This window comes from Saccharothrix sp. ST-888, assembly GCF_000955975.1.
Lineage (GTDB): Bacteria > Actinomycetota > Actinomycetes > Streptomycetales > Streptomycetaceae > Kitasatospora.
On sequence record NZ_JYJF01000005.1, the window covers coordinates 41,359 to 56,029 of the forward strand.

12 protein-coding genes and 2 pseudogenes are annotated in these 14,671 nt (G+C 71.7%); 8 read left to right on the top strand and 6 right to left on the bottom strand.

The window, feature by feature from the left end; translation table 11 throughout:
- Positions 1-187: 187 nt before the first annotated feature.
- Both UK12_RS04120 and UK12_RS04125 read right to left on the bottom strand, forming a co-directional pair.
- Positions 188-1,474: a beta-ketoacyl synthase N-terminal-like domain-containing protein gene (locus tag UK12_RS04120; protein ID WP_045299591.1), complete on the bottom strand. Its 1,287-nt coding sequence runs from the start codon at positions 1,472-1,474 to the stop codon at positions 188-190.
- 393 nt (positions 1,475-1,867) lie between these two features.
- Complete coding sequence (locus tag UK12_RS04125) at positions 1,868-2,086, bottom strand: DUF5988 family protein (protein WP_156178522.1); 219 nt, start codon at positions 2,084-2,086, stop codon at positions 1,868-1,870.
- Positions 2,087-2,574: 488 nt separating this feature from the next.
- Here UK12_RS04125 and UK12_RS39365 point away from each other — a divergent pair, with 488 nt between their 5' ends.
- Positions 2,575-2,724, top strand: a complete 150-nt coding sequence (locus UK12_RS39365) for a hypothetical protein (protein WP_156178523.1) — start codon at positions 2,575-2,577, stop codon at positions 2,722-2,724.
- 187 nt (positions 2,725-2,911) lie between these two features.
- The gene (locus UK12_RS04130; RefSeq protein WP_052681513.1) at positions 2,912-3,412 is read left to right on the top strand and encodes an IPT/TIG domain-containing protein; all 501 of its coding nucleotides are present in this window, start codon (positions 2,912-2,914) and stop codon (positions 3,410-3,412) included.
- 1,559 nt (positions 3,413-4,971) lie between these two features.
- On the opposite strand, the gene UK12_RS04135 is transcribed toward UK12_RS04130, so the two are convergent.
- Together UK12_RS04135 and UK12_RS04140 are read right to left on the bottom strand one after the other, a co-directional pair.
- Positions 4,972-5,457 (bottom strand): CAP family protein, encoded by a 486-nt coding sequence (locus UK12_RS04135; RefSeq protein WP_197084546.1) that lies wholly within the window; start codon positions 5,455-5,457, stop codon positions 4,972-4,974.
- 352 nt (positions 5,458-5,809) lie between these two features.
- A complete protein-coding gene (locus UK12_RS04140) occupies positions 5,810-6,097 on the bottom strand; it encodes a helix-turn-helix domain-containing protein (protein WP_045299595.1) in 288 nt (95 codons plus the stop codon).
- Here UK12_RS04140 and UK12_RS04145 point away from each other — a divergent pair.
- The 3 genes from UK12_RS04145 (at position 6,096) to UK12_RS04155 (ending at position 10,250) form a co-directional block, all read left to right on the top strand.
- Positions 6,096-6,830: a GNAT family N-acetyltransferase gene (locus tag UK12_RS04145; protein WP_045299597.1), complete on the top strand. Its 735-nt coding sequence runs from the start codon at positions 6,096-6,098 to the stop codon at positions 6,828-6,830. The two genes, UK12_RS04140 and UK12_RS04145, sit on opposite strands and share 2 nt — an antisense overlap.
- Positions 6,831-6,905: 75 nt before the next feature.
- A complete protein-coding gene (locus UK12_RS04150; protein WP_045299599.1) occupies positions 6,906-7,316 on the top strand; it encodes a ribosomal maturation YjgA family protein in 411 nt (136 codons plus the stop codon).
- Positions 7,317-7,460: 144 nt separating this feature from the next.
- The gene (locus tag UK12_RS04155; RefSeq protein ID WP_045299601.1) at positions 7,461-10,250 is read left to right on the top strand and encodes a penicillin acylase family protein; all 2,790 of its coding nucleotides are present in this window, start codon (positions 7,461-7,463) and stop codon (positions 10,248-10,250) included.
- Positions 10,251-10,310: 60 nt separating this feature from the next.
- Here UK12_RS04155 and UK12_RS04160 read toward each other — a convergent pair whose 3' ends face one another.
- Both UK12_RS04160 and UK12_RS04165 read right to left on the bottom strand, forming a co-directional pair.
- Complete coding sequence (locus tag UK12_RS04160) at positions 10,311-11,462, bottom strand: sensor histidine kinase (protein WP_045299603.1); 1,152 nt, start codon at positions 11,460-11,462, stop codon at positions 10,311-10,313.
- Between the two features lie 83 nt (positions 11,463-11,545).
- Positions 11,546-12,250: pseudogene (locus UK12_RS04165) on the bottom strand (response regulator transcription factor); the annotation flags it as partial.
- A 358-nt stretch (positions 12,251-12,608) separates the two neighbouring features.
- Here UK12_RS04165 and UK12_RS42955 point away from each other — a divergent pair.
- The 3 genes and pseudogenes from UK12_RS42955 to UK12_RS04175 form a co-directional block, all read left to right on the top strand.
- Positions 12,609-13,241, top strand: a pseudogene (locus UK12_RS42955) (glycosyltransferase family 2 protein); the annotation flags it as partial.
- The gene (locus UK12_RS42960; protein WP_231591038.1) at positions 13,224-13,934 is read left to right on the top strand and encodes a TIGR04282 family arsenosugar biosynthesis glycosyltransferase; all 711 of its coding nucleotides are present in this window, start codon (positions 13,224-13,226) and stop codon (positions 13,932-13,934) included. The pseudogene UK12_RS42955 and the gene UK12_RS42960, both read left to right, overlap by 18 nt.
- Entirely contained in the window at positions 13,934-14,620 is a 687-nt protein-coding gene (locus UK12_RS04175; RefSeq protein WP_045299605.1) for a methyltransferase domain-containing protein, read from the top strand. Before UK12_RS42960 ends, UK12_RS04175 begins: the two co-directional genes overlap by 1 nt.
- Positions 14,621-14,671: the final 51 nt, after the last annotated feature.

Below are 14,671 nucleotides of genomic sequence, written 5' to 3' on the forward strand. Positions count from 1 at the left end.
CGGCATGCGACCACAGCGGCCTGAGGTGTCGCGGGGCCGCCCCGTCCACCGCGCCGTGTGGGTCCGGGTGAGGGCGGCCGGATCGCCGCGTTTCGACCTGCCGCTGTCCACCAGGGCAGCGATGACATGTCAGGAGGGCGGCCTGCGGCTGGTGTTGGCACGGTCCGGCCGGTGCGGACCGATGGGTTCAGGTGGCGTCCGGGGTGCCGAGCAGGATCACGCTCTTGACGCCTCCGATCTGGTAGTTGCAGCTCAGCGCGTAGTCGAAGTCGAGAGGCCGGGTGCGGACGCCGGGCACGGGGTCGAAGGTGAGGTTGTCTGCCGGCTGCTCGCAGTTCGCGGTGGGGCACACCTCGCCGTGCTCCATCATGAGCAGCGTCAGTGCGACGCCGAGGGCACCGGCCGGGGCACCGTTGTGGCCGAAGCATGCTTCCTGGGACGTCATCAGCATGCTGGGGGCCGCAGGTCCATACAGATGTCTGACTGCATTCGCCTCGAAGGCGGTCACCACCACGTCGCCGTCGCTGCCGCCGTGGATGTAGGAGACCTGGCCGGTCTCCCAACGGTTCCCGAGACACTCGCGGACGGCGGCGACCAGCGAGGCGCCACCCTCGTCGCTCGCCAGCGGGTTCGAGAGCCCGTCACGGGTCATGGCATGGGCGAGGATCTGCCCATGGGCGTAGGCTCCGCGCCGTTGCGCGCGCTCGCGGCTTTCCAGCACCAGGGTCGCGGATCCCTCGCCGTGGTTCACGCAGTCCGCACGCCGGTCGTAAGGCCGCATGAGGCGGTCGAACGACGGGAGCATCTCCGGCATTCCGGGCACCCGGATCGACTCGTACGTGCGCTGGGCGCCACGCAGTAGACGCTGGACGTTCTGGATGACATCCACGCCGAAGACATCGACCCCGGTGACGACAGCGAGGTCGACCGACCCGTCTGCGATCATACGGCGGGCGTTGCCGATCTGTACGGCGGAGGACGCACAGCCGCACGACACGGTGAAACAGGGGCCGGTTGTGCAGGTGAGCGCCCCTTGCACCAGGGCCACATCGGACGGTGTGAGAGCCTGCTGGCCCCTGACGAACAGTTGCATCGCCTCCTGCGGCGTCGTCGTCTCGGCGTCGGCCTGCAGCACGGCGAGATAGCTGGGGATGTTGGCGTCGATTCCCCCACGACCGACCAGGATGGCCGCGCGCGCCAGATCCCCCGCACGGATGTCCAGTCCGGCGTCCGCGCAGGCCTCCACCAACGACACCAGGCCGTAGCGGTGTGCGTTGGTGTAGTGCCGGGAGAAGATCCCCGGAACGTCCGGAAGGCGTTCGTCGAACGCGGCGGGCGGCAGGTTGACCGCGCCGTAGTAGACGCCGTCGTGTTTGAGGCACGAACGCCCGTGGGAGGCAACGTCCCATACGTCCTCCCCCGTCAATACCGGTCGGCTGTCACCCGGCAGGCAGAACCCCATGCCGGTGACCATGGCGTCCCGCGCGCTAGTGCCGCCGCGGCTCGCGATCGCGGTCGGCCGGGTCACGACACACCCCCTCGGGCGCCGGGGAGAACGATCGCCACGGCGATCTGTGCGGTGGAGAACTCACCCATCAGTGCTCACCTCCGTGTTGGTAGCCGGTTCATGGACCTGCCGCACGAACCCGACGCTTTCCCTGACACCCGCCGGACCTGCGGCCGAGCCCGTTGGGCACTGTGCGATCACCACGCGCGCGCCGAGACCTGCCGGGTCCGACGTGTTCCTGATCACGCCGACGATTGCCGCGACCGCCGCAGACTGCCGGCGTTCGTCAACCGGAGACCGGAGACACCCACCCTCACCGTGGACCACTGGGCGGCCCACCCACGCGTCCCCGTGGCGACGCTACTCGGCGATTGCCGTGCGGTACGCCCAGCGGTAGACGGGCATTAGGCCGCCACCGATGTCGACGTATTCCTGGGAAAACTCAAAATGCTCATACCCGCTCCAGAGGGGGATCTTCACTTGCTCTCCGGACCAGTCTGGCGACATCTCCAGGACTCTGGGGATTTCATCCGGCCCCCCCTTGAGAAGTGCGAGCACAGGATGCGGCAAGGCACTCAATAATCCCACCTTTCAGAAAGGCGGAACCCTCTCGGGAAAATCCGTTCCTACACGATGAAGATAGCCAAGAAGACTGCCATCGGGAAGGGCGCAAGCAGAGTCACCAAAGGCGCAGAGTAGGCATCGTGACGGCGTGCGCCGCAGATAAGTCGCAATGCACACCCCAAAGCGCCCCCATGAGCGCCAGGAGCACACTCGAAAATTCTTGATGAGCACACACTCCGGGCAATATCATACTATCCACAGGAGCTGCTCACGAGGCTTTTTACGCGAATATGAAAATTCTCTACGCTCACCCGATCCCCACTGCCGGGCCACCCTATACTCCCTGAGTGTGCTCATGCAACGCCCTTCCGGCCGCGCAACATCATCACGTTCGCCAGGATTCTGGCCGACATGTCAAGAAAGTCCAGGCAGCCCGAGGAGCATGCGCCGCACAGGCTTGCCGGCAAGAGAGGAACCCAGATGTCGCTCCGAGGTTTATTCCGATGCACCCCGAGAAGGCCGAAGGAGTTGATCAATATTTCCAGAAAGCGATCTCCATGGTGGATCAGGGAACTGACACACCGGCCACCGAAGTGAGATCATCACGCATTGAAATTCGGTCGATCCGGTCGCCGGTGGCCATCACGGCGTGACTTCGGCGCACGCCCGCGCAGCCCAAAACAAAAACCACGAGCGGCTTGTGAAGCTGACGCTCCGTCAGGACGCATTCATCCCATTGCCATGGGCGAGCGGGAAATCTAGCTTGAAATCAAACGCCTTGGCGACACCGCTCGAAGCGGCTCGCCCGGCCTCTCCCGCAAACTCGGAAAGAGGAAAGCAATGGCACCGATCCTGCTCGCGCTCGTACCCCCGCAGGGCCCGACGACCGGAGGCAACACCATCACCCTCGTCGGCACCGGGCTGTCCGGGGCCTCGGCGGTCATGTTCGGCAGCACGCCCGCGACCAGCTTCACCGTTCTGTTCGACGGTGCCATCACGGCCGTCGCCCCGCCCGGAACCGGCACCGTCCAGGTCACGGTGACCACGGCCGCGGGCACCAGCAACCCTGCCAGCTACACGTACCAGGCCCCGGTCCCGCCGGTCATCCTCGCGCTGGTGCCGCCGTTCGGTCCGGCGGCAGGCGGCCTCCCGGTGCTCATCGTCGGCGCTCAGCTGGCCGGCGCCACGGCGGTGAACTTCGGCGCTACCCCGGCCACCAACTTCACTGTCCTCAGCGACGGCGCCATCGTGGCCGTCGCCCCGGCGGGAACCGGCACGGTCCAGGTCACGGTGGTCACGGGCGCGGGTACCAGCAACGGCGGCGCCTACCGTTATCTGTAGGACTGCTGGAAATAGGCGCTCCCGCGCGGGTGCGGGAACCTCAGTCCGGTGAGACATGATCCACGACGGACAGTGGATGAACGCCCCGCAATCGCGTGAGGCGAGCTCCGGTGGTGCCGTGGCACCACCGGAGCTCGCCTCATGAATGCCCTAGCTCGCCTCACCGCGGCCTCGACGGAACGCACCCCGCCGGGAACGTGGTTGGTCTGCCATGCGCTTCACCAACACGCGGTACGCCGAGGCGAACCACAGCAGCGGAAGGCGGTGAGCTGCGTGATCCCGGACCCGGTCGGCACCACAGCGGCGGCCTGGGCCGCGGACGGGACCATGTAGCGGCGGGCGCAACACCGAAGCGCACCGCCGTAGCCCTTGCGATTCCACCGCCCGTCGGCGTCGCCGACGTGTCGGCGGACCTCGACGCACGACTGCTCACATTGCCCGCCGAGGCGGAGGTCGTAGCGGTCTCCCCGTGAGGACGGGGTGAGCCCCGGCTGACAGGAGTATGCCGGTCGGGGCTCGTGTGGCGGTACCGCTCGGACGGGGCTCGCGTAGGCCGTCCGCAGCCCGAACGCGGTCTGCGGCCTGGAAGCGCGACTGCCCAGCCGATCCGTATCGGAGTGGAGCGCGGTGGTCTTGCAGCCGGTCAGGCACCGGGTCCGGCAGGACAGGCCCCCACAGCGGAGGCTGTGCCGCGACTGGTAGAGCTCTGAACTGGTTCCCTTGCCATGTCTGCGCGTCGTCGACTCAGGCGAGGCTGTCTCGGCGTACACAGCGGGGACTGCAGGCACAGCACCGATCAGGATCCGCAGTGGGACGATCGCTCGCATGGCACCTCCAGGGCGAATGTGAGCCGCCGCATCAGCCCCGAACGGCACCGGCTGGTGGATCCAGATCCTCTACGGGGGTGCCCATCGCAACATGACGGCCTTGACGCAACTTCCCTGCGCGCAGGGAGAGCCAGCGGACACACCGACTGCGACGTTCCCCCGGAGAGGGATGGGCGGCCCACCGGTGTGGATGGTCATAGTTACGCATCGGCACGAATATGCCAGCAACACTGTCGACACCAAGTCACTCGGATGGCTCAACATGCAAGCCGCTCGAAGCCGCCCGCAATAGCCCCTTCCACTCCTACCGCAACCCTGCTCACCAGCCACGACACCCTTGCTCGCGGCAGCGAAGCCGATCGGGCGCGGGCTGCGGACTGCACGCCCCCGGCCGGCAACGATGAAGCCAGAGCCGCTTTCTGACCAACTTCCGCCACACCGGACGCCAGGTCTTCAACAAACAGCGCATGCACGAAACCTCATCGTCATCAAGTGCCCGGCCCTCAGCCGACAGCGGCTGCTCAACGGGCGGGACACACGACTGCGATGGCGCTCGTACGCCTGGACTCGGGCCAGAAGCCTGCCCATTGACATGCGACGCGTCCGGTTCCGAACAGCCCGGGTTTACACCCGGCCGATCGCGGCCTTCGGCTGAGCATCCGCTCGGCGGGCCGGCGACTGCTGCGCCTGCCCGGGCTGTGGGGTCGCCCGCCTTCGGTGGGCTGGGTCCGGCTACCTGGGCCGGGGGACGTTCGCGGCGAACTCTCCCATCATGTTCCCCGTGGGATCGTAGTCGGCCACAACATAGTGCCTGTGGCTGGCGCTGACGGCGTATCCGATGCCCATCAGCCTCGTGCTCATCCAGACGACCTGGGTGAAGCATCCGACCTTGGGGAACTCCTGATCGGTGGGGTCGCGGTCGTAGATGCCGCCGTAGTCCTTGACCCCGTCGTACCAGGACTTGACGGGTGCGTTGCCGCTTACTCTGAAGCTCGCGGAGGGGTTCCACGCGTAGTACAGGTTCTCGCCGTAGGAGCCATCGGGCCGGTGCTTGAACTCGTCCTTGGCCGCCAGCTTGTCCGCCCACTCCTGCGCGTAGGCGTTAAGCCGGTCGCTGAGGGCGAGCCGGGGAACGCCGTGACGCATCCGGTAGGTGTTGTGGGCACCCAGAGCCTCGGCACGGAAGGTCTGCAGGTCGGCGGCTGAGTCGGCCGACACGGCATGAGCGGGAGCGGCCACAGCCGGCAGTAGAGCGACGACCGACAAGGCAGTGACCGACACGCGCCTGAGGGCCGCGGACAGACCAGAGATCATCTTCATGTCCTGTCCAACGATCATCCACCCGCATGGTTTCTGCCCTGGATACGTTCACTCGTCCGCCAAGCCCGCTGTGCCTGGCCGGCGTCATCCTGCGCCCCGGCCCGGGCCTGGCGCCGCCGCCCGGGCCGCAGTTCACCGGAGTGAGGGGCCACTCCTTGGAGGATCTGTACAGCTATCGGTCTCTCTCGATCTCCCACCGCCATCACCCTGAAACGCCGAAGTCGGTAACCGCCCGGCTCCGGGTCACCGGTCACGCGGACAGCAGGTCCGGGCCCTCCTCGGCGACCGGGGCACAGAGTTCGGCCAGCTCGTCGAGGGACAGGCCGAGGACGGAGGCGAGGGCCGCCACGGTGAAGAAGGCCGGGGTCGGGGCCCGGCCGGTCTCGATCTTGCGAAGCGTCTCGGCCGACAGATTCGCCGCCGCAGCGATCTGGACCATGCTCCGCTCGCCCCGGGCCTGCCGGAGCAGGGCGCCGAGGCGTTCGCCGCGTTCATTTCGGGTGCGCAGCACCCGTTCCGGCTGGGAGGATCGGGCCATGCCGATGGATTGCCTGCTGAGCAGGGCCCGTGGACTGTGGGAGGGCATGACCGAGGTGCCGGGAGCCTCGTTCGCGCCCACGGGCGGTGTCACGGTGGTGGTCGCACCGAACTCCACGCTCAGCCCGCCCGGTTGGCTGGGTGTCGTGGTGCTGGGCGGCTCGGCGCTGGTGACCGCGCCCAGTGAGCAGGCGGCCGCGGCCGTGCACCGGGCGGTGGCGGGCCTGTCGGCCGAAGCCGTGGCCAGTGCGGAGGCGGTGACCGCGCTGCGCGAGGTGCTGCCGGTCGGCCGGGTGCTCGGGCCCGCCGCGCTGGCCTACACCTCCCGGGCGGAGTTCCGCCCCGTGTCGGCCGAGGGTCTGACGCTGGAGGAGCTGCCGGCCGGGCACGGCGGCCTGCGGGCCCTGGAACAGGTCTCGGGCGAGCCGGACATGCGGGAGGCCGGGCTGTTCACCATCACCTCGCCCGGGTTCGCGGTCCGCGAGGGCGACACGGTCGTCGCCGCCGCCGGCTACCGGTCCTGGCCGAGCCGCACCGCCCACATCAGCGTGCTGACCGCCCCCGGACAGCGGGGGCGGGGACTGGCCAAGGTCACGGGCTCGGCGGCGGTGGCACACGCGCTCGCGGCCGGTCTGCTGCCGCAGTGGCGGGCCCGGGTGCCCGCCTCCCGCCGGGCGGCGCAGGCGCTGGGCTTCCGGGAACTGGGCACCCAGCTCTCCGTGGAGCCGGGATAGCCGCCGGGCCGGGCCTGCGGCGCAGCCCGTCCGGCGATTGCGTGTTCGAGGGCGAGGCGCCCTAGGGTGAACGGTATGAACGATCTTCCGCAGGACGGCCGGTCCCTGAAGGCCCGTCTGCCGGCGCTCGCGGCGGCGGCGGTGACCGTCGTCGCCGGGCTGGGCAGCCGGCACGTGCTGCCGGGAGACGTCGCCAAGTCCGCCGGGGACGCCCTCTACACCGTCCTCGTCTACTGCCTGGCCGTCCTGGCCGCTCCCCGGATCAGGCCCGTGACGGCCGCCGCGGTCGCCCTGGCGATCAGCTGGGCGGTGGAGTTCCTGCAGATCAGCGGGATACCCGCCGAGCTGTCGCGGCAGAGCGTGGTCGCCCGGCTGGTGCTGGGGACCACCTTCAACGTGCCCGACCTGTTCTGGTACGCCGTGGGCGCGGCGTTCGCCTGGACCGTCCACCGGGTGGGCGGCCCCCGCCGGCCGGGCGTTCGCTGAGCGGCTCCGCCACGGGCCCGCGCGCCCCACGCCGCGGAGCCGCCGACCCGTCCTGGCAGACACAACAGGCCGTACGGAGTCTAGGCAACCGACCGGTAACCGACCTACCGTCAACTCCCCGTACCTCAACGGAGGAGCTGGCACATGCACCGACGCATCCGCGCGCTCAGACTCCAGGCGGCCGGCCTCACGGCAGCGCTTCTCGCGGCCTTCACCCTGGCCGCTGTCCCCGCCCCCAGGCCCGCCCCGGCCGTGGCGGGCGACCTCTGCGGGGGCCACTGTCTGGACATCCTGCCGCCGGGCGAGAACGGCAACGCCACGCTGGCCGACATACTCGGCAACCGGGTCTTCGGCACCCGCCCCGCCCACACCGACGACCAGCTGGCCCCGTACGCGAACCTGGCGGCCGCCTACCCCGGGCTGACCGACAGTTCGCTGCGCAGCTTCTTCAACGACGCCTCGTTCGGTGTCCCCGCCGACCAGGTGGCGTCCAGCAGTTCGCCCCGCTCGGACGTCACCATCGTCCGCGACAAGGCGACCGGGGTGCCGCACGTCACCGGAACCACCCGCTACGGCACCGAGTTCGGCGCGGGCTACGCCGCCGCGCAGGACCGGCTCTGGGTGATGGACCTCTTCCGGCACGTGGGCCGCGGCCGGCTGTCCGGCTTCGCGGGCGGCGCCGCGGCCAACCGGCAGCTGGAGCAGAGCTTCTGGCAGGCCGCCCCCTACACCGAGCAGGAGCTCCAGCAGCAGATCGACGCCATCGCCTCCCAGGGCCCCCGGGCGCAGCAGGCGCTCACCGATGCGCGCGCCTACCTCGACGGGATCAACCAGTACATCAACGAGTCCTACCAGGGGCGGTACTTCCCGGGCGAGTACGACCTGACGGGCCATGTCGACCCGATCACCAACGCGGGCGGGATCGAGCCCTTCAAGCTGACCGACCTGGTCGCGCTGGCCGCGGTGATCGGCGCGCTGTTCGGCTCCGGCGGCGGCGGTGAACTGGCGTCCGCGCAGGTCAAGGCGGTGGCCGAGGCCCAGTACGGCAGGTCCGCCGGGGACGCGGTGTGGAGCTCGCTGCGTGAGGCGAACGACCCCGAGGCCGTCCAGACCCTGCACGACGGCCAGCGCTTCCCGTACGCGCAGCCGCCGGCCGACCCGCAGGGCGCGGCGATGCCCGACGCCGGTTCCGTGGTCCCGGAGCAGCTGATCTACGACGCCACCGGTTCGGCCACGCAGAGCACCACCAGGGCCCCCGGCGTGCTGCCGGGCAACCTGCTCACCGCGAAGCACGGGATGTCCAACGCCCTCGTGGTGTCCGGGCGTTACACCGACGACGGGCACCCCGTCGCGGTCTTCGGACCGCAGACCGGCTACTTCGCACCGCAGTTGCTGATGCTGGAGGAGCTGCAGGGCCCCGGTATCAGCGCGCGCGGCGCGGCCTTCGCCGGGCTGAGCTTCTACGTCGAGCTCGGACGCGGCCAGGACTACGCCTGGAGCGCCACCTCGGCCGGCCAGGACATCACCGACACCTATGCCGTCCCGCTCTGCACCACCGACGGCTCACCCGCCACGCTCGTCAGCAACTCCTACCTCTGGCACGGCCGGTGCCTCCCGCTGGAGCGCCTGGAGCAGCAGGATGCGTGGGCCCCCACCACCGCCGACTCGACCCCGAAGGGCTCCTACTCGCTGGTGATGTACCGCTCCAATTACGGCCTGGTGACCGCGCGCGGCACGGTCGGCGGGGCACCGGTCGCCTTCACCTCGCTGCGCTCCACCTACCGCCACGAGGTGGACTCCATCATCGGCTTCCAGATGCTCAACGACCCGGGCGTGGTGCACGATCCGGCGAGCTTCCAGCAGGCCGCGCAGAACATCGACTACACCTTCAACTGGTTCTACGCCGACTCCCGCGACACCGCGTACTACAACTCGGGCAGCAACCCGGTGCGGGCCCCCGGGGTCGACCCCGGGCTGCCGGTGAAGGCCGAACCCGCCTACGAGTGGGCCGGCTTCGACCCCGCCACCAACAGCGCCCGCTACACCCCGCCCGCCGAGCACCCGCAGTCCGTGGACCAGGACTACTACGTCTCCTGGAACAACAAGCAGGCCACCGACTACGCGACCGCCGGGTTCGGCAACGGCTCGGTGCACCGGGCCAACCTGCTGGACGACCGGGTGAAGTCCCTGATCGGCAGCGGGAAGAAGGTCACCCGGGTCGCGCTCACCCAGGCGATGGAAAGCGCCGCGCTGACCGACCTGCGAGCGGAGGACGTGCTGCCGGAGCTGCTGCAGGTGATCGGCACCGCACCGGTGACCGACCCCGCACTGGCCGCCGCCGTACAGAAGTTGACCACCTGGCGGTCCGACGGCGGTCAGCGGCGGGAGACCTCGGCGGGCAGCCACGGCTACGCCGACGCGGATGCGATCCGCACCATGGACGCCTGGTGGCCGCTGCTGGCCGACGGAGTGTTCCGGCCGGGGCTCGGGGACGGGCTGTTCGCCGCGCTGACCGGGGCGTTGCAGATCAACGAGTCGCCGTCCGGCGGGCAGACCGGCCCGATCAGTGGCGGGGTGAGCGCCAACGAGTCCATCCCGCACAAGGGTTCGGCCTTCCAGTACGGGTGGTGGAGCTACCTCGACAAGGACCTGCGCGGTGTCCTCGGCGGTCAGGTGTCCGGCCCGCTGGCCCAGCCGTACTGCGGCGGCGGCAGCGTGTCGGCCTGCCGGACGGTCCTGCTCGACACCCTGAAGAGTGCGCTGGCCCAGACCCCGGCGCAGGTCTACCCCGGTGACGGCGACTGCGCGGCCGGCGACCAGTGGTGTGCGGACACCATCATCCAGCGCCCGCTGGGCGGGGTGACCGACGCCAAGACCACCTGGCAGAACCGGCCGACCTACCAGCAGGTGGTGCAGTTCCAGAACCACCGCTGACAGCGGCCCGCACCCCGGCGGGCGGGCGGGGCCGCCCACCGGGGCTGGCTGCACCGCCGTTCAGGACTGGGCGGCGGCGGTCGGGAGGGCGATCTCGAAGCAGCAGCCGCCATGGACGTTGTGGACACTCGCCCGGCCCGCGTGGGCCTCGACGATGCCTCGGACGATCGCCAGCCCGAGCCCCGCGCCGCTGTCACCGTGCTCGGTCCGCGAGCCGTCGACGGCGCGCGGGGTTCGGGCGGTGACGCCGCGCCAGCCGGTGTCGAAGACCCGGGGCAGGTCCTGTTCGGGGATACCGCCGCAGCTGTCGGTGACCGAGAGCACCACCTCGTCCGCCTCACGGCGGGCCGCGACCGCGACGACACCGTCGGCCGGAGTGGCCCGGATGGCGTTGACCAGCAGGTTGCCCAGCACCCGGGTGATCTCGCGGCCGTCCACCTCCACCGGCTCGGCCGCCACCTGCCCGCCCTCCAGCCGCACCCCGCGCTGCCGCGCCAGCGGGTACGCGCCCGCGATGGCGTCACCGACCAGGTCGTAGACCGAGACCCGGGCGAGCGAGAGGGTCAGCGCACCGGCCTGGATCCGGGACAGCTCGAAGAGGTCGTCCACCATTCCGGTCAGCCGGTCCACCTCGGTGCGGATCCCGACCAGGTAGCGGGCCGGGTCCTCGGCGACGCCGTCCTCCAGCGCCTCGGCCATCGCGCGCAGCCCGGCGAGCGGGGTGCGCAGGTCGTGCGAGATCCAGGCGATCAGCTCCCGGCGGGAGTGCTCCAAGGCCTGCTCGCGCCGGCGGGACTCGGCCAGCCGGGCGCTGGTCGCGGCCAACTCGGCGCTCAGCTCAGCCAGTTCGGAGCCGAGCGGCTGAGCGGGCGCGGCGAACCCGCTGTCGCTGCCGACGGTACGGGCCGCGCGGGCCAGCGCCCGGCTGCCCGCGACCACCTGGCGGCCGAGCAGCGCGGCCGTGACCAGCGAGACCACGGCCGCCATGCACAGCACCGTTATCACCACACCGAGGTCGTGGTCGGACAGGAACATCGCCTGGGCCACCGCCAGCGTCCCGGCGGTCATCGCGAGCACGGTCACCACGGCCACCGAGAACAGCGAGAGCGCGAGCGAGCGCCGCCGCAGCAGGCGTACCACCGGCCAGCCGAGCAGTGCGGAGGCGCCCGCGCCGAGGGCGGCGTAGGCGGCGATCAGCAGCAGGTCCTTCACAGCCGGTCCGCTCCCGCCGTACGGTCGGCCGGCCGGCCCGGTCCGGCCGGGTCACCGGGGTCCAACGGTCCACCGGGGTCGGCCGGGTCGAAGCGGTATCCGACCCCCCAGACCGTGTTGATCAGGACGGGCACGGCCGGGTCGTCCTCGACCTTCTCCCGCAGTCGGCGGACATGGACGGTGACGGTGGACAGGTCGCCGAAGTCCCAGCCCCAGACCCGCTGCATCAGCTCCTCCCGGCCGAACGCGGTGCCGGGGTGCCGGATCAGGAAGGCGAGCAGGTCGAACTCGCGCAGGGTGAGGGAGAGTTCTCGGCCGCCCCGGCGGGCCCGGCGGGCCTGCGGGTCGAGCACCAGGTCCCCCGCCGTCAGGACCCGGGCGGGCTCCACCGGCGCCGGTGCGGCGGCGGCCCGGGAGCGGCGCAGCACCGACTGGACCCGCAGGGTCAGTTCGCGCGGGCTGAACGGCTTGGTGACGTAGTCGTCCGCACCGAGTTCGAGGCCGAGGATGCGGTCGGCCTCGTCGCCCTTGGCGGTGAGCATCACCACCGGCAGCTCGGCCCCGTGGCCGGTCGCGCGCAGCCGGCGGCAGACCTCCAGGCCGTCGATGCCCGGAAGCATCAGGTCGAGCACGATCAGGTCGGGCGGGGCCGCCGCCACGGCGGCCAGCGCCGCGTGGCCGTCGGCGACCCGCTCCACCCGGTGGCCGGCCCGCGTCAGGTAGCCGGCCACGACCTCGGCCACCGTGAGGTCGTCGTCGACCACCAGGATCCGTCCGGGCCGGGGCACCGCACCGACCGGCTCGGACGCGCTCACGGCCTGCGCACGCCCGTCCTGCGCGGGCGCGCCGGGGTGGGCGCCGTGCGCGCTGTGGGCGCGGCCGTCCTGCGCGGGTGCGCGATCGTCCTTGGCGGGCTTCACCGGGGGCGGCACGGCCACGGGTACGGATGCCGCCGAGGTGGCGGAGTTCTCTGTCACACCTCCGAGGATAGAAAGCCCTCTGTCCGGACCCGCCCCGCCGGACTGCTCCGTACGACTTCCGTAAGGTCGCGGTACCGCCGCTGCCCGCCTCACGCTGGGTAGCGTGAGGCGCGTGACCACTCCTCCCCCACCGGCCGAACCGGCGACCCCGGCAGCCCCTGTCGACGTGGTGCTGCCCTGCCTGGACGAGGCGGCGGCGCTGCCCTGGGTACTCGGCCGGATCCCGTCCGGCTGGCGCGCGATCGTCGTGGACAACGGCTCGACGGACGGCTCCGCCGAGCTGGCCCGCTCGCTGGGCGCCACGGTCGTCCACGAGGCGCGCCGGGGCTTCGGCGCGGCCTGCCACGCCGGTCTGCTGGCGGCCACCGCCGAGCTCGTGTGCTTCCTCGACTGCGACGGCTCGCTCGACCCGGCCCAGCTGCCCAGGGTGACCGAGCCGGTCCTGACCGGCGCCGCGGACCTGGTGCTGGGCCGCCGCCGTCCGACCTCCGTCGGTGCCTGGCCGCTGCACGCCCGGCTGGCCAACGCCGAACTCTCCCGGCGCCTGCGCGCCCGTACCGGCGCCCCGCTGCACGACCTCGGCCCGATGCGGGCGGCCCGGCGCGAACGTCTGCTGGCCCTCGGCCTGGGCGACCGCCGGTCCGGCTACCCGCTGGAGATGGTGCTCGCCGCGGCGGCCGCCGGGATGCGGATCGCCGAACGGCCGGTGGAGTACCGGCCGCGCGCGGGCCGCTCGAAGGTCACCGGCACCCTGCGCGGCACCCGCCAGGCGATCCGGGACATGCGGGCCGTCCTCGCGGCGCCGCCGCCGACCCTGCTGGTCGTCGCCAAGGAACCGCTGCCCGGACGGGTCAAGACCCGGCTGACCCCGCCCTGCACGCCCGAGCAGGCCGCCGCCCTCGCGGAGGCCGCGCTGGCGGACACCCTGCGCACGCTGTCGACCGTCCCGGCGGGGCGCCGTCTGCTGGTCCTGGACGGCGCGCCGGGCCGCTGGCTGCCGCCCGGCTGGGAGGTGGTCCCGCAGTCGGCGGGCGGTCTGGACCGGCGGCTGGCGGCGGCCTTCGCCCACGCCGCTCCCGACGCGCCCGCACTGCTGGTCGGGATGGACACTCCGCAGGTCACCGCACGGATGCTGGCCGAACCGCTGTCGGCCGCGCGGCGCGCCGGGGTGGACGCCTGGTTCGGGCCTGCGGCGGACGGCGGTTTCTGGGCGCTGGGCCTGGCCCGGCCGACGGCCGCGCTGGCACGCCGGCTGCTGCTCGACGTGCCGATGTCCAGCGAAGGGACCGGGGCGGCGCTGCTCGACCGGCTGGACGGCATGACCGTCCACCACCTTCCGGTCCTGACCGACGTGGACAGCGCCAGGGACGCCGCCGAGGTCGCCGTACTCGCGCCCACCGGGCAGTTCGCCCGCCGCTGGCAGTCCGTCGCGGGCGAGCACACCGAGCCGGTCCGGGGCGGGTCGTCGGGGCGGCCCGGGGCGGCGGGCTGATGGCCGGTACACAGCCCTGGATCGACGACCCGTTCGCCGAGGCGATCCGGGCCGGGCGGGGCCCGCTGTGGCTGCGCCGCTCGGACGGCGGGCGGATCCGGCTGGAGGTCGAGCGCTGGTGCGCCCCCGCCGCCGGGGCCGACCACGACCTGTTGCGGCGCTGCGTCGGCCTCGGCACTCCGGTCCTGGACCTCGGCTGCGGCCCCGGCCGGCTGGTCGCGGAACTGCTGGCGCTGGGCGTGCCCGCGATGGGGGTGGACGTGACGCTGGCGGCCGTCGACCGCACGCACGGTCTCGGCGGTCCGGCGCTCTGCCGCTCGGTGTTCGACCGGCTGCCCGCCGAGGGCCGCTGGGGCGCGGTCCTGCTCGCCGACGGCAATCTCGGCATCGGCGGCGACCCGGACGCCCTGCTCCACCGGGTCTTGCAACTCCTGGCCCCCGGCGGCCGGTTGCTGGTCGAGGTGGAGCCGCTGCCGGTGGACGAACAGGTGACCGTCCGGGTGGAGGGACCCGCCGGCCGGTGCGGCCCGCCCTTCCCCTGGGCCCGCCTGGGCGCCGACGCCACCGCCCACCGGGCAGCCCGCACCGGCCTGACCGAGCGGGAGCGCTGGACCTCGCACGGACGCTGCTTCCTGACACTCGCCCGCGACCACGGCCCCGGCCATGGGCGCGGACGGGCGCGATGACGATAGTCCAATGACGGGCCCCAACCCCCAACCTGCTCGGCCGTGACGGCG